Source organism: Flavobacterium hankyongi (genome assembly GCF_036840915.1).
GTDB classification, from domain to species: Bacteria; Bacteroidota; Bacteroidia; order Flavobacteriales; family Flavobacteriaceae; genus Flavobacterium; species Flavobacterium hankyongi.
On record NZ_CP085725.1, the window covers coordinates 2,411,926 to 2,434,259 of the forward strand.

A 22,334-nucleotide genomic window follows, 5' to 3' on the forward strand; every position below is an offset into this window, starting at 1 on the left:
TGGTTACTTTTTAATTATTGATTAAACTTTATTTTTATGCTAAATAAAATTATTGAGTTTTCCGTAAGGAATAAACTCATCATCTCGTTATTTACTATTGCATTAATTGCACTGGGTATTTATAACGTTCAAAAATTACCTATAGATGCTGTTCCAGATATAACTAACAATCAGGTTCAGGTGATCACAATTGCTCCATCCTATGGTGCAACCGATATTGAAAGATTAGTAACTTTTCCGATAGAGCAGGCTAACAACAATATCCCCGGATTGAAAGAGATAAGAAGTTTTTCTCGTTTCGGACTTTCATTAGTTACTATTGTATTTGATGACGATACCGATGTCTATTGGGCTCGCCAACAAGTAGCCGAAAGACTGCAGCAAGTACAAAGTCAGTTACCCCAAGGCATGGGTTCGCCAGAACTTGGACCTGTTTCAACAGGTTTGGGCGAGATTTACCAGTATGTCGTAAAAGCCAAAAAAGGATATGAAAACCAATATGATGAAACCAAGTTAAGGACTATTCAGGACTGGCTGATTAAACGCCAGCTTTCCGGAGTAAAAGGCGTAGCTGAAGTAAGTAGTTTTGGCGGAAAATTAAAACAGATTGAAATCGCCATTCAGCCCAATAAACTTAATGCTCTTGGACTTACCATCAATGATGTTTTTGAGGCTTTGGAAAAAAACAATCAAAATACTGGTGGTGCCTACATCGAAAAAGAAGCTTCGGTTTTATTTATCAGAAGTGAAGGACTGCTCAAATCACATTCAGATATTGAAAACATAGCCGTTACCGGTTCAAAAAACGGTGCTTCGATTTTATTACGAGATGTTGCTCAAATAAAAATTGGTTATGCTACACGTTATGGGGCAATGTGTTATAATGATGAAGGAGAAGTTTCTGGTGCAATAGTGATGATGCTAAAAGGCGCCAACAGCAGTGAGGTGATTAAAAATGTAAAGGAAAGAATTGCCCAAATTCAAAAAACATTACCGGAAGGAGTGGTAATCGAGCCGTTTCTGGACCGTACAAAAATGGTTAACAATGCCATTCATACCGTTGAAAAAAACCTACTTGAAGGTGCATTAATTGTGGTTTTTGTGTTGGTTTTGTTTTTAGGGAATTTTAGAGCAGGCTTCCTGGTTGCTTCGGTGATTCCGTTATCTATGCTTTTCGCCATTATTTTGATGAATATATTTGGCGTAAGTGGCAATTTGATGAGTCTGGGTGCCTTGGATTTTGGACTGATTGTAGATGGAGCAGTGATTATAGTCGAAGCGGTTATACATCAAATCCATTCGCATCATAAAAAACAATCCGAAGTTCATCTTACACAGGAAAATGTAAATCATGAGGTGGAAAGTTCGGCTAAAAAAATGATGAACAGTGCGGTATTTGGCCAAGTCATTATCCTGATTGTGTATTTGCCTATTTTAACTTTAGAAGGAATTGAAGGTAAAATGTTCAAGCCAATGGCGCAAACGGTAGCTTTTGCCTTATTGGGAGCCTTTATTTTGTCACTTACTTACATACCAATGATGAGCTCTATTGTGTTAAAAAATATTAAGCACAATCCAAAAAGTTTTTCAGAACGAATGATGGGATTCTTTGAGAGAATTCACCAAGCAAGTTTGGTAAAAGTGTTAAAACACAAATTAAATTATTTAGCGGCGACTATTGTGGTGTTTGTTTTATCCATAATAGTAATGGGGTTTTTAGGCGGAGAGTTTATTCCCGCTCTGGAAGAGGGTGATTTTGCCGTGGATACACGCGTACTTACCGGCAGCAATATCAGCACAACTATTGCTTCCACTCAAAAAGCCGCACATATTTTAAAATCTCAGTTTCCGGAGGTTGAAAAGGTAGTAACTAAAATTGGAAGCGGGGAAGTTCCAACCGATCCAATGCCAATGGAAGCCAGTGACATGATGGTGATTTTAAAAGATAAAAGCGAATGGACATCAGCTTCTTCTTTTAATGAATTAGCCGATAAAATGAGTACAGCACTTAAAGCCGTTCCCGGAATTACTGCCGGTTTTCAATATCCTGTTCAAATGCGTTTCAACGAATTGATGACCGGTGCGCGTCAGGATGTTGTGTGTAAAATTTTTGGAGAAGATCTAGACACACTGGCAAAATATGCTGAAAAAGTGGGAAGAATTATTCCGAAAATTCAAGGAACAAAAGATTTGTATGTTGAGCCCGTTGGCGGCATGCCTCAAGTGGTAATCAACTACAACCGCAATACAATTGCGCAATACCGTCTGAATATCAATGATATCAACAAAGTGGTGAATACCTCTTTTGCGGGACAGAGTACAGGAATGTTGTTTGAAGGTGAAAAAAGATTTGATATTGTTGTAAAACTGGATGCTGAACAGAAACAGAATTTAGAAGATATCAAAAATTTATTGATTCCCACACCAAGCGGTTCTCAGCTGCCTTTGTATGTTTTGGCCGATGTAAAAATAATCAATGGTCCTAACCAAATTCAACGTGAGGATGCTAAAAGAAGAATTGTAGTGGGTTTCAATGCCGAAAAAGACGTTCAAAGCCTTGTGGGTGAATTGACCAAAAAAGTCGAAGCAGAAATCAAATTTCCTGACGGCTATTATATCACGTACGGCGGAAGTTTTGAAAATTTAAACGAGGCAAAACAGCGGTTAATGATTGCTGTTCCAATATCGTTGTTGTTGATTTTCCTGATGCTGTACTTTGCTTTCGGTTCTGTCAAACATGCATTATTGATCTATTCTGCAATTCCTTTGTCTACTATCGGAGGTATTTTATTTCTTGCCCTTAGAGGTATGCCTTTCAGTATTAGTGCCGGAATTGGTTTTATCGCATTGTTCGGGGTAGCCGTTTTGAACGGAATTGTTCTTATCGCCGAATTTAACGCGCAAAAGAAATCTGGAATTACTGATTTAACGACTATTATCATGAATGGAACCCAAAAACGTTTGCGTCCTATTTTAATGACCGCTTTAGTGGCTTCTTTAGGGTTTCTACCTATGGCAATCAGTAACGGTTCAGGTGCCGAGGTACAGCGCCCGTTAGCTACTGTGGTTATAGGTGGTCTATTGGTCGCGACTTTTTTAACCCTGTTTATTTTACCGATTCTTTATTTACTTTTTGAAGGTAATGAAAAACTTAATTTTAAAATAAATAAAAAAATAATTACACCTCTTCTTGTTTTGTTTTTTTCAGTTTCTGTTTTTTCACAGGAAACAGTCACGTTGGATAAAGCACTTGAAATAGGTGTTAAAAATAATATTCTGCTTAAAGCCGAGAAGAACAGACTAGCCGCAAATAAAGCGTTGATTAAATCAGGAAATGAAATCCCTGCTGTAGCTCTAACCGCCGAATATGGACAGCTAAACAGTGCTTTTAATGACAACCGTTTCGGGATTAGTCAAAATTTGTCTTTTTTGTTTGTCAATCCTAAAAAAAGAGCTTTACTGGAACAGCAATATCAATCGGCTGAATTATATTTCAAACATTCCGAAAATGAATTGAAGAGAGAAATAACTCAAACGTATTTTGATTTATCCAATGCAATTAAAAGAGAGAAAGTTTTGATTACAACCGATTCTGTTTATACTGAATTTCTTAAGAAAGCGGATTTGCGGTTGAAACTTGGAGAAACAAATCTGATTGAAAAATCGTCTGCCGAACTTTCAAAAGCAAGAATTCTGAACGAACTCAATACGATTCAGGAAGAAAAACAACTTTTACAGCTAAAGTTCCAATACCTTCTTCAAAACAATAGTCCATTGCTGCCTTCCGAATTACTTTTGAAAAACACAGTAAGCAATGATTTTAATGAAGGTCATATTCAAATTGCTCTTTTGGAACAGGAGAAAAAAATAAACGAATCAGCAATAAAAGCAGAAAAGGCGCAGCTGATTCCGGATATTTCTTTAGGGTATTTCAGTACCACAATGAAAGGCACAGGCGCTGACGATAAGCTATATGGAAGCGGCGACCGGTTTAATTCGGTTCAATTAGGATTGGGACTGCCTGTTTTTAATGGAGCAAACAAAGCACGAAGAGAAGCTTTAAAAACCAATACCGCCGCATTGAACAATCAATTGGAAGCGCAAAAACAATCGTTGCTGAATGTCTACGAAAATTTTAAGCTGAAAAACAAAAATAGTGAAGCTTTGCTTAAAAAATATGAAGAACAGGTTTTGCCGGAAGCTTCAAAAATTACCAGTGCTGCCAATGCTCAATACATGAACGGTGAAGTCAGTTTTCTGGAATGGTCCGTACTCATGAATCAATCTTTTGAAGCACAGTTAAATTATCTGACAACTGTTAAAAACCACAATGACACTATTATCAAAATGTTATATTCTAAATAAAGCAAAAATGAAAAATATCATCACTATATACTTACTAAGTTTTCTGTTGTTTTCTTGTAAAAAAGAAGCAGAAGCAATCACACCAGAAACAACTGAAAATAAATTTGAAGCAGTAATTACTCCGGAGCAATTTAAGAATTCAAAAATCACAACGGGAAGTTTAGAACAAAAAGCAATAGCATCTGTTTTAAAAGTAAGCGGAAAAATCACTTTATCCCCTGATGGAATGGCAACCGTAAGCATGCCTTTAGGTGGTTATGTAAAATCGATTAAAGTAATGCAGGGCATGCATGTGAAAAAAGGCCAAGTTTTAGCTGTTATCGAAGATGCTCAATTTGTTCAGTTGCAGCAGGATTATCTGACCGCGAAGCAGCAATTGGCTTTTTCGGCAAAAGACTACAATCGTCAAAAAGAATTAAATGTCTCAAAAGCGGTGAGTGACAAAACGTATGAAATGGCTCAGAGCGAGATGGCAAAACAACGAATTCTATTAAAATCATTGGAGGAAAAACTGCAATTAATTAATATCAACCCAGCAACTTTAACATCAGGAAATATTTCAAAATCAGTCTATCTGTACGCGCCTATAAGTGGTTTGGTGAGTAAAGTAAATATCAACTTAGGAAAATACATTAATCCAACAGATATGCTTTTTGAAATTCTGAATAACCAAAACCTATTTCTAAGCTTAAATGTATTTGATAAAGATGCCAGTAATCTTTCTGTCGGACAAAAAATCAAGGCTAACAGCAATACCAGTAATGAGGTGTATACAACTTCTGTTTTGTACGTAAATAAAAGTGTTAATGACAATAATGCGATGGAAGTCATTGCAAAAATAAATAATACAAGCAATAAATTAATTCCCGGAAATTATATGAATGCCGAGATTGATATCCATAACAACGGTGCTTATATTGTGAAAAACGCTGCAATTGTTGACTTTGAAGGGAAGGAATATGTTTTTGTTAAAAAAACCAATGAAAGTTTTGTGATGACTCCAGTAACAATAGGAACCCGTACCAAAGAATTTTCGGAAGTAAAAAATGCCGATGCTTTTTTAGGAAAAGAAGTTGTTATTACTGATGCTTATACGCTGTTAATGATATTAAAAAACAAAGAAGAATAAAAGACTGATTTACCGTCTTTTATTCTTAATATAATGAATATCGTATACCTATAAAACTTCGTATGCCTTGATTAGGACCATAGACATACGATGGGTCAAAAGTTAATGCATACGGATTGTTTTGGGTTGGCACCACATTTCCATTGTTGTCATATACTACATCATTGTCAAATGGATCATTTGAACGTGCTATAATGAAAGGGGTTCCCTTATTTGGTGTCCAGTCCAATAGGTTTTTTATTCCAAGATAAATTTCGCAATTTTTAATTTTTGAAACGGTGAACTGAATATTTTGAATACTGTAGGTGGAAGAATAAGGCTTTCTCGGGTCTAAATCTCCTAATAATGGAAGCTTCATTGGGCCATACAAATTTCCTGTGTAGTCTATGGTCAGGAACCATTTTGGAATAGCGTAGGAAACAGACCATGTACCTGAGAATTTTTCGGTAAGTACCGGTCTTGTTTTTATTCCGTTTTCGTTTTTGAAAACGTCCATATAAGTCACTCCCAAGGAAGCTTTCCATTCATTGCCCATAATTAGGTCAAGATTGGAACTGAATCCTGATGATTTTGCGTAGCCGTCTAAGTTTTTGTAGATGATTTGGTTGGGATTGGTATCATAATCCGGGATGATGGAATTCGTGAAATACGTCATCCAAACGGCATTTTCCCAACTCATAAAACTGCCGTCTTTCAGATACCATTTTTTCAGTAAATTGATATTGGCATTGTAGGAACGTTCGGGTTTTAAATCTTCCAGTACTATCACATCGCGCGAACCGGTTAATGCCGCATGTTCTTCTGTGAACAGATTCACGACACGAAAACCTGTACCGGCATTAAGTCTTAAAATATTATTGTTGTTGATTTTCCATTTATACGCAAGACGAGGTGTGAAAATATTACCGTGATTGCTATTGTAATCGTATCGGGCACCCAATAATAAACTATGTTTTTCTGCCAAATGTATTTCATCCTGAACAAATAAACTTGGAATCCAGGTTTTATCTTCTTTTACAGTAGCTGTGGTATTATCATCATACAATTGATAGCGTATGGCCGTACCAAAAAGGAAATCATGATTTTTTAATCTTTTGTCCCATGTTAATTGTCCAAAACCTATATTCTGCTTGGCTAAATAAGGAGTGTTGCCATACACCGAGTTCTGATCGTGATTGGTGTATGAGAAAGAAAATAACATTTTTTCTTTCACAGGAAGTTCATAAGAACCTATAAATTCATAACGACTGGTATATATACTCTCGCCATAAACTTCACTTCCGCCACGATGTTTTTTTCGCCATTGCATTTCACCACCCCAACGGTCTTCGTAAAAATAACGTCCCGCTAAAGAAAATATTTTTTTACTTTTCCTGTTGAAATTCCATTTTTGAAATACCGAAATACGGTCTTGCAGGGTTACATCCGTGAAGTTATCATCGTTATTGTCAATTGGTTTGGAATAATTGAAATAATTTACGCCAGTTAGTACAGACGCAGTGTTTCCTAGATTGGCTTTTGCCCCTAAATCCAGATTGGCTTCTCCCCAGCCTGTCGAAAATCCATCAACAGAAAAAGTAGGTGCGTTTTTAGAATTTTTGGTGATGATATTGATTAGTCCGCCAACTGCTTCGCTGCCATACAATGAAGAAGCCGGTCCTTTGACCACTTCAATTCTTTCCAATAATGAATTGGGTATTCCCGAAAGCCCATACACTGTAGAGAGTCCGCTTACAATCGGCATTCCATCAATCAAAACCAGTGTATAAGGTCCTTCCAATCCGTTAATGTGAATATCGCCTGTGTTGCAAATATTACAATTTAACTGGGGACGTACGCCGTTTACATTTTGCAAAGCATCAAATATATTAACTGTTGGATTTTTTTTGAAAAATGTTGGTTTGAAAACTTCAACCGGCACGGCACTTTCCAGACGGCTCACCGGCTTTAAGGTACCAGTGATGACTATTTCATCCAGTTCGTTCTTTTTTTGTTTTTCGGGGATTAATTCAAAATTCAATGTGATTTCAGAAGTATCTTTTACTGAAATTCTCTTTTTCTGAGTTTGAAAACCTTCAAATACAACTGTTATTTCATGAGAACCATTAGCTATATTTTCAAATAGATAATTTCCGTCACTATCGGTTTTTGATTTGAGGGATTTATTCAGGGTTACTTCAACATTCTCAAAAGTAATTTCATCGGAAGAAATAGTTCCTTTGATTTTAGTCTGCCCGTTTAAAAAATTGCAAATAAAAACGACTGCAACAAGGATTAATTTTTTCACAATTGTAATTTTTATATGTTTAAATATATTTTTAGACAAAACTAAAAATTAAATTTTAGATAGCAAATATTTTAATTAAATTTGCCTTAATCAATTACTAAAGAAATGAGTAAGTCATTAGAAGAAGTTCACGAATCAGTATCGACACAAAATAAAACATCTATATTTAGAAAAATACTAGCTTTTTTTGGGCCTGCCTACTTAATAAGTGTTGGTTATATGGATCCGGGAAACTGGGCAACTGACCTTGCTGGAGGAAGCCAATTTGGTTATGCTTTAATTTGGGTTTTACTTATGAGTAACATCATGGCTTTGTTATTACAGAGCCTGAGTGCCCGACTTGGAATTGTGACACAACGCGATTTAGCCCAAGCCTCAAGAGAGACCTATTCTAAATTTGTAAACTACATTTTATATTTTTTAGCCGAAATTGCCATTGCAGCTTGCGATCTTGCTGAAGTTTTAGGTATGGCAATTGGGTTAAATTTATTATTTGATATTTCACTTATCAACGGCGTTTTGATTACCGTTTTGGACACCTTTCTGTTGCTATTCCTTATCAACAAAGGAATCCGAAAGATGGAAGCTTTCATTATCGCTTTAGTGGCCATCATTGGGTTTTCATTTATTTTCGAAATGATTTTTGCCCAACCAGAAGTAAGCAAAATAATTTCTGGACTAGTTCCTTCACTACCTAATGATACTGCTTTATATATTGCCATAGGAATTATTGGAGCTACTGTTATGCCACACAATTTATATTTACATTCCTCATTAGTCCAAACTAGAAAATTTGATAGAAGCAAAAGTGGAATCAAGCAAGCGTTGAAATACAATTTTATAGATTCGACAATTGCTTTAAATCTAGCCTTTTTTGTGAATGCCGCTATTTTGATTTTGGCTGCAGCCACATTTCATAAAAACGGTTATTTTGAAGTAGCCGAAATACAAGATGCCCATCAATTGTTGGCTCCATTATTAGGCACAAAATGGGCTCCAATACTATTTGCTGTAGCTTTAATTGCAGCAGGACAAAGCTCTACAATAACTGGTACACTAGCAGGACAAATCATCATGGAAGGTTATTTGAATTTAAGAATCCAACCTTGGATAAGAAGAATCCTTACTCGTTTAATCGCAATTGTACCCGCAGTTATTGTTATTTCAATTTTTGGAGAACAAGTAACAGGAAAGCTGCTTATTTTTAGTCAAGTCGTTTTGAGCTTACAATTAGGTTTTGCAATTATTCCTTTAATCCATTTTGTGAGTGACAAAACCAAAATGAAAGGATTTCACATCTCAAAGCCTACACAAATTGCAGCTTGGGTTATCGCTTTAATAATAGTATCGTTAAATGCAAAACTGGTGTATTCTGAAATTGTAGGTTTATTAGAATCTTCAGAAAATCCAACTTTACTTTGGTTTACTGTCGTACCTATGGCTGTTGGTTTTTTGATATTACTTTTATATATCGTATTCAAACCTTTTATTTCAAAAGTGAAAACAGATATCCTGAATCATTCCCCACATAATTTAAAACTAAAATTTGCGACATCAGAAGCACATTCTAAAAAAAACATTGCTATTTTGGTTGACTTTTCAAATGCAGATGAAATTGCAATAAATCACGCTTTTGAATTGGGTGGAAAAGATGCAAGCTACACACTTATTCACGTTGTAGAAACTGTTGGTGCTATGATATATGGGGATAATATCGAAGATTGTGAAACCACAATTGATGAGAAACTATTAAAAGAATATGAGCAAATTCTATCAGATAAAGGATTTAAAGTAATGAGTATTTTAGGTTTTGGAAAACCAGGAAAATCAATTCCTAAAATTATAAATGAAGGCACATACGACATATTAGTAATGGGTACGCACGGTCATACTGGGTTAAAAGATTTGCTTTTTGGCACTACTGTTGATAAATTGCGCCACCAAATTTCGGTTCCATTATTTATAGTAAAAAACTAAACCATGACTTTTTCTGAAGAAAATTATTTAAAGACAATATACCATCTAACCAATTTATTAGATTCGGAAATAAGTACTAATGCTATTGCCGAAAAGATGGAAACCAAAGCATCTTCAGTAACAGATATGCTTAAAAAACTGGCCGAAAAAAACTTAGTTAACTATAAAAAGTACCAAGGTGTTTCACTAACCGATAAAGGTTTACACTCTGCAAAAATGATTGTACGCAAACATCGCTTATGGGAAGTTTTCTTAGTAGATAAATTAGATTTTCCTTGGGACGAAGTTCATGACATTGCTGAGCAACTAGAACACATCAAATCTGAAAAATTAATCAATAAGCTTGATGAATTTTTAAATTTTCCTACAGAAGATCCTCACGGTGATCCTATTCCTAACGCTGAAGGGATGATTGTTAAAGTTGAGAAACAGTTGCTTTCGGAACTAACTGAAAAACAAACAGGAGTTTGCGTAGGAGTTAAAGATACTTCTTCCGAATTTCTTCAATATCTTGATAAACAAGAAATCGCATTGGGATCGAAAATCGAAGTTGTTTCTAAGGAAAGCTTCGATTTATCATTAAAAATTAAAGTCGATAATAAAGAATTAATGATTTCGAACAAAATTGCCGCCAATCTTTTTGTCAAAAAAGTGTAACTTGTGGAATAATTTTTGATTTCATTTTGAAAAGCTCTTTATGAAAAAACATTTTATATTATCGATTCTTGCCTTATCACTCATTGGGTGTGCAACTGCACAAAACGATGGAACAATCAACCAAAAACTTGATTCAAAATCTGATAAAGAAATTGTATTAGTAAAAGTTATTGATGATTCTAGATGTCCCGAAGGTGTTCAATGCATTTGGGCAGGAGAAGTAACTATTGAACTAGCTGCTTATGAGAATGGAAAAGTTGTCGAACAAGTGCAATTTACATATAATACAAAATCAGAAAGAGAAATTGTTTCTTGGTTTACAAAACATTTACCATCTCAAAAAATTCAGTTAAAAGGAATTAGCGTTTTACCTTATCCAAAAGATGGTGTTCCTAGAAAATTAGAAGATTATTTTATAAAGCTAAATTATTAACTGCAACCGCAATCGTTACCACAGTTTTTACCATTCTTCTTTTTGAAAAAGAATTTCTTTACCAAAAAAACTATGGCAACAATTAAAATTCCAAATGCTATAATTTGCTGTATCATTTTAAAATCTGGTAAGCAATTAGACAAACTACATAAGCGAAACCACTCATAAATACCAATTGTACCATAGGCCATTTCCAAGTATTGGTTTCTTTTTTAGTAATAGCCAAAGTAGAAATACACTGCATCGCAAACGCATAAAAAAGTAGTAAAGAAACACCAGTAGCAAAATTAAAAATTTTAGCTCCAGTAATCGGATGAACTTCTGCAGCCATTTTATTTTTTATAGTTGTTTCTTCATCTGAATGACTTCCTACGCTGTAAATAGTTGCTAATGTTCCCACAAAAACCTCACGAGCTGCAAAAGAACTCACAACAGCAATACCAATTTTCCAATCATAACCTAAAGGTTTAATAACAGGTTCAATTGTTTTACCCAACATTCCGATATATGAATTTTCTAATTTGTATGAAGCAACAAGATCTTCTTTTTCGCCAGAGATGGTTTTACTTTTCAATTGTTGTTCAACAATTTGATCTGCATTATGAAAAGTTTTATCTGGACCGTGTGAACCTAAAAACCACAAGATAACAGACAAAGCCAAAATAATTTTCCCTGCTCCAAATACAAATGATTTTGTTTTTTCGACAACATTAATTGCCACGTTTTTAAACATTGGCACTTTATAACTAGGCATTTCAACTACAAAGTAACTATTAGAGTTTATCTTTAAAATTTTATTTAGAATATACGCTGAAAAAATAGCCATTCCAAAGCCTAACATATACAAGGTCATCAAGGTTAATCCTTGCATATTGAATACTCCAAACAAACGTTTGTCAGGAATAATAAGTGAAATCAAAATAGCATATACGGGCAAACGAGCTGAACAAGTTGTAAAAGGAGTTACTAAAATAGTAATAAGTCTTTCTTTCCAGTTTTCAATATTTCGAGCTGCCATAATAGCTGGAATTGCACAAGCTGTTCCTGAAATAAGTGGTACAACGCTTTTTCCGCTTAATCCAAAACGGCGCATTACTTTATCCATTAAAAAAACAACACGACTCATATAACCGCTTTCTTCCAAAACTGAAATAAATAGAAATAAAAAAGCAATTTGAGGAATAAATATCACAATTCCTCCTAATCCAGGAATAATACCTTCGGCAATTAAATCGGTCAAGATACCTGGCGGTAAATGAGATTTTGCAAACGAACTAAAAGTTGCAAAACTTCCGTCGATAAAATCCATTGGGACGCTCGACCAATCAAAAATAGACTGGAAGATTAGCATTAAAATTCCGAAGAAAATTAAATATCCATACACTTTATGCATAAGTATACGATCCAGTCTACTTCTTAAATCTTTTGCTGAATTAATATCAACTGTCTGTCCTACTTTTAGCACTTCATTGATAAACTGATAGCGCTTAATAGTTTCTTTATGTTGTAATCTTTTTAAATCTTCTTTTGACTTGGTGAAAGATGGATTAGGTAATTCCTTTCTATCCAAATCTACAAAGTTTACATCTTGAGTAATTACCAACCAAAGTTTGTACAACAACTGATTTGGAAAAGCTTTACGAAGATTATCAAAATAAATAGGATCAATTTCAGAAGCGTTTAAACACGGATCTGTAGGGATGTTTTTATATTTGATTATGAGATTTTTTAACTCATCAATACCTTCATTTTTTCTAGAACTTATTAAAGCAACCTTGGTTTTTAGCATTTTTTCCAAATACGGAATGTCTAAAGTGATTCCTTTATAAGACATTCTATCGGCCATGTTAATCACTAAAATCGTGGGAATTTCTAAATCTTTAATTTGAGTAAAAAGAAGTAAATTTCTTTTAAGATTTTCAACTTCTGTAACTACAATTGCTACATCAGGATAATCTTTATCATTTTTATTAAGAAGCAACTCAATTACAACATTTTCATCAAGAGAACTTGCATTTAAACTGTATGTTCCAGGTAAATCGAGAATAGTTGCTTTAAGATTAGAGGCCAACTTACAGATCCCAACTTTCTTTTCAACAGTAATACCAGGATAATTCCCTACTTGTTGATTCAATCCAGTTAACTGATTAAATACAGATGTTTTCCCTACATTCGGGTTTCCAATAAGTGCTATGTTAATATTCCCAACCTTCATTATTTTGTTTTGTTAGGAATTTGAACTTTAATTGCTTGTGCTGTTTCTAATCGGATGGCTAAATACGAATCATTAACATTCAAATATAAAGGATCCCCAAAAGGAGCAACCTGCAGTATTTGCACTTCATTTCCAGGTAAACAACCCATTTCCAGTAATTTTAAAGGGACCAATTCAATATCAAAATCTTGAATAATTCCTTTTTGTCCTATTTGCAATTGTGCTAAGTTAATATCCACTTATTTAGATTCAGTTTACATTGCAAAAGTACTAATTAAAATCATTCTAAATATGATAAAAATCACAAGGCAGTAATTATTCTTTTTCAGACAAGTAGTTTATATCTTCTAAGAGCTTTTCGACTTCTTCTCGTTTTGTACCATCATAGAAACCTCTAACTCTTCTTTTTTTATCAATCAACACAAAGTTTTCGGTATGAACCATATCATACATTTCTTCGGGCTTACCTGTTTTTACGGCTAAATATGACTTGCGTGCTATGTAATAAATCTCTTTTTTGTCTCCTGTTACCAAGTTCCATTTTGCGTCAATAACACCTTTTCGTTCTGCATAGGCTTTTAAAACTGGTACACTGTCAATATCTGGTGTTACAGAATGCGAAATCAACATAACTTCAGGATTCTCTTTAATTTTATCTTGCAACCAAACCATATTATCAGCCATAATAGGACAAATGGATGGGCAGGTAGTGAAGAAGAAATCGGCTACATAAATCTTTCCTTCGTAATCTTTTTGCGTAATTATTTTCCCGTTTTGATTCGTAAAAGAAAAATCTGAAATAAAATGCTCATTGGCCACGTGTTGAATAGTAGTATCCACCAACTCTGGATTTACCATCGAAGGGGTATAAATAGGAAGTGATTTAACTGGCTTTAAAACAAAATAAAAAAGTGTTATAATAACTACCGATAAAATGGATAGAACAATAAATAATGTTTTGAATCTCTTAAAGAAATCAATCATAATCAATTTTTGCGGCAAAGTTACAACTTGAAACAATAACAACTTCAGAAGTTATCATTACAAAATGTTAAAAATTAAAACAACTTTACATAATTCAATACATTTGAAAATTGTAACATTTTTCAAAAACCACCTACTTATTTAGAAATTTAACCAAAAAATATGAAAAAAAATGTATCCTTAAGTGCTGTAGTTTTATTCAGCTTGGCTGTTTCGAATGGATTTGCACAACAAAAACCAGGGATTAATCTAAATTACATGGATAAATCTGTTAAACCTGGTGATGATTTCTTCCGTTTCGTAAATGGAGCATGGTTTGATAAAACTGAAATCCCTGGAGACAAAACTCGTTGGGGAAGTTTTGATGAACTACGTCAAAATACAGATAAAGATGCTTTAGCAATTTTGAAAGAAGCTGCTGCTAACAAAAACCTTGATCCAAAATCTGATCAAGCAAAAGCAGTAAATGTGTATAGAACTTATATGGATACCATTTCAAGAAACAAATTAGGTATCAAGCCGTTAAAACCCTATTTAGCTAAAATTGACGCTATTAAATCTATTGATGATGTTAATAAGCTTTTGATTGAAATGGAACCTCAAGGAGGTTTAGGTTTCTATGGAGCTGGTGTTGGGCCAGACGCAAAAAACAGTAACCGTAATGTGGTTTATATAGGATTAGGGTCTTTAGGATTACCAGATCGTGATTATTATGTTTCTGATGATAAAGATTCTAAAGAAAAAAGAGAAAAATATGTACTTCATGTAGCGAGAATGTTACAATTTTTAGGGATTAAGCCTACAGATGCAAAACTTCAAGCAGAAAAAGTACTAGCTCTTGAAATTGAGATGGCTCGACCAAGATTAGACAGAGTTGAACGTCGTGACCGTAGAAAAACTTACAACCCAATGACAGTTGCAGATTTACAAAAACTAACCCCATCTGTTAACTGGGATACTTATTTACAAGGTGTTGGCATTGGTAAATTAGATTCACTTATCGTTTCTCAACCTAAATACATGACAGCTTTAGATGGTATATTTAAAGCAAACAAAGTTGATGATTGGAAAGCATACCTTCGTTGGACATTAATAAATAAAACAACAGGATATTTAACTACAGATATTGAAACTGCCAACTGGGAGTTTTACAGCAAAACGCTACAAGGAGCTTTAAAACAACGTCCTAGAGAAGAAAGAGCGCTGCAAGTGGTTAACGGAACCGTAGGTGAAGCTTTAGGTAAATTATATGTAGAGAAAAAATTCCCTGCTGAAGCAAAAGCAAAAGCAAAAGCAATGATCGACAACGTGTTTTTAGCATTTGAAAACCGTATCAACAATTTACCATGGATGACTCCAGATACTAGAAAAGGAGCAATTGAAAAATTAAGAAAATCAACTGTAAAAATTGGTTATCCTGATAAATGGAAGGACTATTCTAAATTAGAAATTGTTGCTAAAGAAAATGGTGGTGATTATTTCACAAATATGAAAAACCTTTCTCGTTGGGCCTATGCAGAAAACTTAGCTGATTTACAAAAACCTGTAGACAAAACACGTTGGGGAATGTCTCCACAGACTGTAAATGCATATTATAATCCGTCGTATAACGAAATTGTATTCCCTGCAGCAATTTTACAACCACCTTTTTATGATTACAAAGCTGATGAAGCTGTAAATTATGGTGGAATAGGAGCGGTTATTGGTCACGAAATTTCACATGGTTTTGACGATTCAGGTTCTCGTTATAATGCAGATGGAAACTTAGTAAACTGGTGGACAGATGCCGATTTAAAACAATTCACAGGTTTAGGAGAAGCTTTTGCTGCTCAATACAGTGCTTTACAACCATTACCTGGCATTTTTGTGGATGGTAAATTTACTTTAGGAGAAAATATTGGAGATTTAGGTGGTGTAAATGCAGCCTATGATGGTTTACAATTGTTCTTAAAGAAAAATGGCAGACCAGAAAACATTGACGGTTTCACACCCGAGCAACGTTTCTTCATTTCATGGGGAACAATTTGGCGTTCTAAAATGAGAGATGAAGCGATTAAAAATCAAGTAAAAACTGACCCTCACTCACCGGGAATGTACCGTGCTTATGTACCGTTACAAAATGTGGAATCTTTTTACCAAGCTTTTGATATTAAAGAAGGCGACAAACTATATGTAAAACCTGAAAACAGAGTTAAAATTTGGTAATCATAAATATTTAGAATAAAAAAAGCCCTCGAAATGTGAGGGCTTTTTTATATGACTTATTTTTTACTTTAATAAATATTCTTCCATGTATCTAATAACAGCTAAACGTTGAAAATCTACATTAGCTTTTTTACGGAAACCATGTCCTTCATCTTTTGCTTCCAAATACCAAACCTGATTTCCTTGTGCCTTTAGTTTGTCTCGCATTTGAGTAGCTTCAGTCACAGGAACACGTGGATCGTTTGTCCCTTGAATAATAAACATTGGCTTTTTAATTTTATCAGTATTATTTAATGGAGAAATTTTATCCAAGAAAGCATACATTTTTGGATCTCGCTCATCACCATACTCAACACGACGCAAGTCACGACGATACTCTTCAGTATTTTTTAAGAAAGTATTAAAGTTAGAAATTCCAACCACATCTACACTACAACGAATTCTATCAGCATAATGAAAAGCAGTCGCCAGTGTCATGTAGCCTCCATAACTTCCTCCCATAATCATAATGCGGTCTTTATCTAATTCGGGTTGTTGAGCAATCCAATCTAATAAAGCTCCAATATCTTTTACAGAATCTTCACGTAAAAATCCGTTATCTTTTGCCAAATATGTTTTCCCAAATCCAGAAGATCCACGAACGTTAGGATAAATTAAAGCAACACCCATTTCGCTAGTATAATAATTACTTGAACCTAAAAATGAAGCTAGTGATTGCCCTTCGGGGCCGCCATGAATGTTAATCATTACAGGTCTTTTCCCTGAAAATTTAGCAGCAGCTGGATAATAAAATCCAGAAACATTTAATCCATCAAAACTTTTCCATTCGATAAATTTAGGTTTAGACATATCTTCTTTTTGCATTTCTCCCAATTCACTCTCTGTCCAACGCGTAATCTTATTGGTTTTCATATTCAGTTTATAAACATCTGAAGAAGAATCAGGAGTAGATTGACTAAAGAAAATATTTTGACCATCTTTAGTAAATTTTGCTCCACCTAATAAACCAATAGGCAAATTTGGAACAACTTTGAATTGCTTTGTAGTAGTATCCATCAAGTACATTTTATTCAAACCTCCTTCATTAGTTGAAAATACCATTTTCGATTTGTCTTCATTCAAATCATATCCTTCAACATTCCAAGGAATATCTGATGTTATATAAGTGATTTTTTTAGTTTGTAAATTAAATGTTGCCAAACGTTGAAACTCATTTTCTCTATCGGTTGTAAACAAAATTTCATTTGGATTTTTAGAGAAACTAGCATCGCTTTGAACAATACTTTTATCGTTTCGGTTTGTAACTTCTGTCAACTTACCTGTTGTAGTATCTAACAACCAAATGTGCGATTCATTAGCCGAAATATATTCTCCTACTAATAGTTTTTTACCATCTTCTGAAATATCCGAAATACCCCAACCACCACCTTTTACTTCTAAAACAAGTTTTGCAGAAGTAGGATCATTAGGATTCATAAAATAGATATCTCTGTCACCACCATTTCTTTTGGTTGACGAAAAATAAAACCCCGAACCATCTTTTTTCCAGGTAACACCACCATTTTGGGAACGACCTCCATCAGTAATTAAAGTTGATTGCAATGTTTTTAAGTCTAATTTATATAATTGACCGAATTCATTTCCGCCTGCATCACGAGAATAAATTACATACTCTCCTTTTGTTGGTTCAAATGATGCTCCTGCAACAGGTTCATCAAAAAACGTAATTTGTTTTCTGTCTCCTAAAGCCTGAACTACTTTGTGCAATTGGTTAGTAGAACCAAATCGGGTTGAAATAATAATTTCATCTTTTGTTGGATGAACAGCGACTAAACCTGCACCTCTTGATTCAGCATATTTTTTTACTTTTTGAGCCAATTCTTTAGAAATGGGCGCAATGTTTTCTGCTATGAGGTTTTCGTTAGGTAAAACCAAATTTTTCTTGTCTTGCGCATTGGTATTCCAAATTGTGGAGAGAACCAATAGGCTTAGTGATAGTTTTTTCATAGTTATCGATTGACGTTATTTTTCATTAGTAAATGTTGTAAGTCAAAATGTTACATTTTATTTTTAGAAGTTGTCTTAATTCCTTTGTTAACCAAATAAATTCCGACAAGAACTATTACAACACCTATTGCTAAAGGAATTGTTAAAGGTTCATCAAAAATCATAGCTCCTAAAACAACAGCAATAATTGGGTTAATGTAGGCATAAATACTACTCACTTCCGTTGGCAAATGTTGCAAAGCGTAAATGAAAGCAACAAATGTGGTTATCGAGCCAAAAACAACCAAATAAGCTATAGACCACCATGCTTGAGAAGGAATTTGTAAAACAGAGACCGATGTTCCGGTAGCACCTGTATAAGCAAAAAGTAAAATACTCGAAATAAGCATTTGTAAGCCTAAACTGAAATATGGATTAAAGTTTTTAGCTTTCTTTTTTGTATATAAACTTCCTGTTGCCCAAGTAAAAGTAGCAATAACTGATAGTACAATTCCAAATTGAAAATCAGGTCTAATTAAGTCTGCTAAATAATCTGAGAAAACAACACATACACCTCCAAAACTAACAAGTAATCCTATTACCGATAGTCGTGACAATTTTTCACCGTTAAACAAGCTAATTATCACAATCCATAACGGAAATATTGCACCTATTACGGCTCCTAATCCACTGGAAATATACTTTACTCCCCAAGTACTCAAACCGTTGCTTAGCACAAAATTCAAAACACTCAAAATTAAAATGGTTCGCCATTGCTTACCTTTTGGCCAAGGTGTTTTTTTAAAGAAAAAATAAGCCAAATAGCAAGCAGCACCAATAAATTGTCGGATTGCTGCAAGTTGTAAAGCTGGCATATGCTTTACTCCTTCTTTTGAGGCCAACCAAGTAGTTCCCCAAAAAAAGCAAACCCAAATTAATGCTAGAATAGGTAATCCAAGAGATTGTATTTTTTGAAAAGGTTTCATCAATACAAATCTAAACGAAATTGATGACCTAATCGGTGAATTAATTTATCAGAATTAATGATTTTCCCTTTTCCACCATCCATTTCTAAAAATTTTGGCAAAGTCAAATTCATTTCTTTTGCTTTTTGAGAGTAATATTCTTTTCGAGAGGGATGATATGGTGCTACTGCATTAAAAACTTCTCCCCACACTTCATTCATTATAATTTTTGAGATTATTTCGATACAATCACTTTGATGAATCAAGTTCACTGGCACGTTAGGATTTTCTAGATTTTCTTTTCCTGCCAAATGTTTCACAGGTTGTCTGTCTCCTCCAATTAATCCTCCAAATCTCAAAATCGAAGTTTTAAAATGTTGGTTTTGTTGAAATAATTTTTCTGATTCTAGTAATTGTTTGCCACTTTCAGTTTCTGGATTTGGCAAATCTACTTCTGTCACATTGAGCGAAGTTGAAGTGTTACCATACACAGAGGTTGAACTCACAAACACTACTTTTTGAACTGATGACTGCTCGAGAAAAGAAATCAGATTTTTAATTTTGGCCACAAAGTTTTCCGATAACGTACTTCGTAATTTTGGAGGAATATTGACAATCAATATGTCGGAATCCTTCAAAAATTCCGACATATTTCCTTCTATTTTATCTTCTGTTAGAGCAATTAAAAAAGGTTTTATTCCTTCTTCTTGAAGTTGGTTCAACTTTTCCTCAGAAGTTGTAGAACCCTTAACTTTGAAACCTAATTTAACAAGCTCTTTTGCTAATGGTAATCCCAACCATCCACAACCTAAAACACTAATTTTTTGCATTTCTAAAAACTCGATGTTCCACAACAATAGCATCATTTAAAACAAAAGGTGTTGGCATCATCCAAGATTTTCTTTTGGTAATACTAAACTGAGGATGCTCTAACAAATCAAATGAACTTTCCTTGATACTTAGATCTAATTTTTCTTTAACAGGAATTCTAAACTGAAGTTTCAACGGAATGGTATCGGTGATATAATACGTCAAAATTTTATTGTTTTTAGCATTTTCAATATTGCTTTTGAATTCTATATTTTGAACATTGTTAGCTCTTACTTGTTGAGGTTTTCCTCCGTTTGAAAATACATCAATTCTGTTCAATTTTCGATTTGGAACAATGTCAATGATAAAATTTCTATAATTCCCAACAATAGAATCTTTAACAAAATTCACAGTCGATTTTGGCAAACTCTTAAATGGAGCATTTGTCATAAAAGTAAAGCCAGCTTGGTACTTACTATACATTTTATTACTGTTTAATTTTTTAGCATCGGTTGGTTTTTCACCCAAATAACCTTTAGTGCATTCGTCTAAATTTTTATCATATGTTGCCCAATAGGCTTTTCTTTCATCTGTATTTTGAATATAAATCAAACTGTTTGGTTTCGCTTTATTTTCTGAATAATTAGAATTATAATGAGCCTTGCCCAAAAAGCATAAACCGAGCACTAGAAACAAGAAAAAATACACTTTTTTATTTTGGAACGAACCAAAAATTGGCAACAACAATCCAAAAATAAGAGTTACAAAAATTGTACTAACAAAAAGTATCTTTAATCCTAAACCTATTGGAAACATTTCCACAAAAGGAACTAAAATAATTAATGTAGGAAGTACTAAAATAAAATTCAAAATTGAATTAGACTTTTGAGTGATTATAAAGTAACCCAACATTATTAATCCTGACAATACCGGAATGATAAAAAATCCGGCTCCTTTAAGATAAAGTGCTGCACCAATATTGATAAGCAACCATAAAATTAATGGGGCAATAAATTGATTGTATTCTTTGGGTTTACTTTCTTTACTATGATACATTATAAAACAAAATGCAAGTGCAATACTCGCAAATCCGTAAATATAATCGTGTCCATTATAAGTAAACCCATGTTGGATATCACTATATTGAGGATAAAGTTCTAATAGAAGTTTCCAACCCAGAAAACCCAATCCTCCAGTGATTATTAATGTCAACAAAAAGGTTATCATTCCCTTCCCCATTTCGGCAGGATGCAATACACGTTTTGAAATCCCAATAAAGATCAAGATAAACGTTAATGATAATGCTACGATTAACATTGGCATAATCCAATCGAACGAATAGCTAATAAACCCAAATGGCACTGAAAAATAAACTTTATCTTCTGTTGAGTTTAAATTTGACAAATCGGCATTAGCTAAATAATTCATCAAAGGATATAAGTTTGCTCCTTGATGTGCTAATGTTTTTTTGTCGAGATTTTGATAACTGTCTTGTGCAGTGTGGTAATTAAAATGATTGTCGATAAATGCAAAATTAAATCCTTGTATTTTTCCCAAAGTTCTAAAAACAGTTAAATCTGTGTCATTTGGCAACATTTTATAAATGCTATACATCAACGAATTCGAATTGGGTCTAGATAAATTGCTTTTACTAAAAGCATCGACCATTTTAGCATTTCCTTCATTGGTTTCCATTAGCATGTAGCCTGGTCCTGAGCTTCCTCTTGCTTCAAGGTTAATAACTGCACCCACATCTTTTGCCCAAGGATGTTTGCTCACAAAAAGGGCAGCTCCGTTCAAACCAATTTCTTCGGCATCAGAAAAAAGAATAATAATGTCATTTTTTGCTTGTTGCTTGTTATGTAAATGCGTTCGAACACTCTCTAAAATAGCTGCAATTCCGCTGGCATCATCACTAGCACCTAATGATTTAGAATGAGGTGCACTGTCGTAATGTGATAAAAGCAAAAGTGCTTTCCCATTTTCATTTCCTTTAACACGTGCTAAAATATTTTTCGAGTTAACTAGAATTCCTCCATCAGAAAGTGTAAATCCTTCCTGAAATTGAGGTGTTAATCCAAGGTTTTTTAATTCGTTAAACAAATAATTGGCCACTTCCGTATGACCTGTTGAACCAATATAATGTGGTTTTTGAGTAATGTTTTTTACATGGGCTAAAGCTCTTTGTGTTGAAAATTCATTTAAAGGGACATTTTTTTCTTCGCTTTGTGGGACCATTGCATAAAATGTCATAAATACAATACTGAGAAGTAAAGCAATCTGAAACAGTGAGTTGGTTGGTTTTTGCATATGTTTGGTGG

Annotated in this window: 15 protein-coding genes; 6 read left to right on the forward strand and 9 right to left on the reverse strand. The window is 34.0% G+C overall.

Features of this window, described 5'->3' with window-relative positions:
* Positions 1-36: 36 nt before the first annotated feature.
* Together LJY17_RS11070 and LJY17_RS11075 are read left to right on the forward strand one after the other, a co-directional pair.
* Positions 37-4,365, forward strand: a complete 4,329-nt coding sequence (locus LJY17_RS11070) for a CusA/CzcA family heavy metal efflux RND transporter (protein ID WP_264543887.1) — start codon at positions 37-39, stop codon at positions 4,363-4,365.
* A 7-nt stretch (positions 4,366-4,372) separates the two neighbouring features.
* Positions 4,373-5,494, forward strand: coding sequence for an efflux RND transporter periplasmic adaptor subunit (locus tag LJY17_RS11075; protein WP_264543888.1), 1,122 nt, complete (start codon positions 4,373-4,375; stop codon positions 5,492-5,494).
* Positions 5,495-5,519: 25 nt separating this feature from the next.
* On the opposite strand, the gene LJY17_RS11080 is transcribed toward LJY17_RS11075, so the two are convergent.
* Positions 5,520-7,781 (reverse strand): TonB-dependent receptor, encoded by a 2,262-nt coding sequence (locus LJY17_RS11080; RefSeq protein ID WP_264543889.1) that lies wholly within the window; start codon positions 7,779-7,781, stop codon positions 5,520-5,522.
* 105 nt (positions 7,782-7,886) lie between these two features.
* Here LJY17_RS11080 and LJY17_RS11085 point away from each other — a divergent pair, with 105 nt between their 5' ends.
* Genes LJY17_RS11085 through LJY17_RS11095 form a run of 3 tightly spaced genes read left to right on the forward strand, consistent with a single transcriptional unit; the run spans position 7,887 to position 10,848 of the window.
* The gene (locus LJY17_RS11085; protein ID WP_264543890.1) at positions 7,887-9,758 is read left to right on the forward strand and encodes an Nramp family divalent metal transporter; all 1,872 of its coding nucleotides are present in this window, start codon (positions 7,887-7,889) and stop codon (positions 9,756-9,758) included.
* A 3-nt stretch (positions 9,759-9,761) separates the two neighbouring features.
* Positions 9,762-10,415, forward strand: a complete 654-nt coding sequence (locus LJY17_RS11090; protein ID WP_264543891.1) for a metal-dependent transcriptional regulator — start codon at positions 9,762-9,764, stop codon at positions 10,413-10,415.
* Positions 10,416-10,455: 40 nt separating this feature from the next.
* A complete protein-coding gene (locus tag LJY17_RS11095) occupies positions 10,456-10,848 on the forward strand; it encodes a hypothetical protein (RefSeq protein WP_264543892.1) in 393 nt (130 codons plus the stop codon).
* Here LJY17_RS11095 and LJY17_RS11100 read toward each other — a convergent pair.
* The 4 genes from LJY17_RS11100 to LJY17_RS11115 all read right to left on the reverse strand — a co-directional run bounded on the left by LJY17_RS11100 (position 10,845) and on the right by LJY17_RS11115 (position 14,047).
* The gene (locus tag LJY17_RS11100; RefSeq protein ID WP_319800124.1) at positions 10,845-11,039 is read right to left on the reverse strand and encodes a FeoB-associated Cys-rich membrane protein; all 195 of its coding nucleotides are present in this window, start codon (positions 11,037-11,039) and stop codon (positions 10,845-10,847) included. The genes LJY17_RS11095 and LJY17_RS11100 overlap by 4 nt on opposite strands.
* Entirely contained in the window at positions 10,961-13,063 is a 2,103-nt protein-coding gene (feoB, locus tag LJY17_RS11105) for a ferrous iron transport protein B (protein WP_264543894.1), read from the reverse strand. Before feoB ends, LJY17_RS11100 begins: the two co-directional genes overlap by 79 nt.
* A complete protein-coding gene (locus LJY17_RS11110) occupies positions 13,063-13,302 on the reverse strand; it encodes a FeoA family protein (RefSeq protein ID WP_264543895.1) in 240 nt (79 codons plus the stop codon). The genes feoB and LJY17_RS11110 overlap by 1 nt, the downstream gene beginning before the upstream one ends.
* A 76-nt stretch (positions 13,303-13,378) precedes the next feature.
* A complete protein-coding gene (locus LJY17_RS11115; RefSeq protein WP_264543896.1) occupies positions 13,379-14,047 on the reverse strand; it encodes an SCO family protein in 669 nt (222 codons plus the stop codon).
* Between the two features lie 162 nt (positions 14,048-14,209).
* Here LJY17_RS11115 and LJY17_RS11120 point away from each other — a divergent pair, with 162 nt between their 5' ends.
* Complete coding sequence (locus LJY17_RS11120; RefSeq protein WP_264543897.1) at positions 14,210-16,252, forward strand: M13 family metallopeptidase; 2,043 nt, start codon at positions 14,210-14,212, stop codon at positions 16,250-16,252.
* A 63-nt stretch (positions 16,253-16,315) separates the two neighbouring features.
* On the opposite strand, the gene LJY17_RS11125 is transcribed toward LJY17_RS11120, so the two are convergent.
* From LJY17_RS11125 to LJY17_RS11140, 4 genes are read right to left on the reverse strand one after another with little or no spacing between them, the layout of a single operon-like run.
* A complete protein-coding gene (locus LJY17_RS11125; protein ID WP_264543898.1) occupies positions 16,316-18,259 on the reverse strand; it encodes a S9 family peptidase in 1,944 nt (647 codons plus the stop codon).
* A 50-nt stretch (positions 18,260-18,309) separates the two neighbouring features.
* Positions 18,310-19,224 carry a DMT family transporter gene (locus LJY17_RS11130; protein WP_264543899.1) on the reverse strand — a complete coding sequence of 305 codons (915 nt, stop codon included), beginning with the start codon at positions 19,222-19,224 and terminating at the stop codon, positions 18,310-18,312.
* Entirely contained in the window at positions 19,224-20,033 is an 810-nt protein-coding gene (locus LJY17_RS11135) for an NAD(P)H-binding protein (protein WP_264543900.1), read from the reverse strand. The genes LJY17_RS11130 and LJY17_RS11135 overlap by 1 nt, the downstream gene beginning before the upstream one ends.
* Positions 20,020-22,323 (reverse strand): M20/M25/M40 family metallo-hydrolase, encoded by a 2,304-nt coding sequence (locus tag LJY17_RS11140; RefSeq protein WP_264543901.1) that lies wholly within the window; start codon positions 22,321-22,323, stop codon positions 20,020-20,022. Before LJY17_RS11140 ends, LJY17_RS11135 begins: the two co-directional genes overlap by 14 nt.
* Positions 22,324-22,334 lie beyond the last annotated feature (11 nt).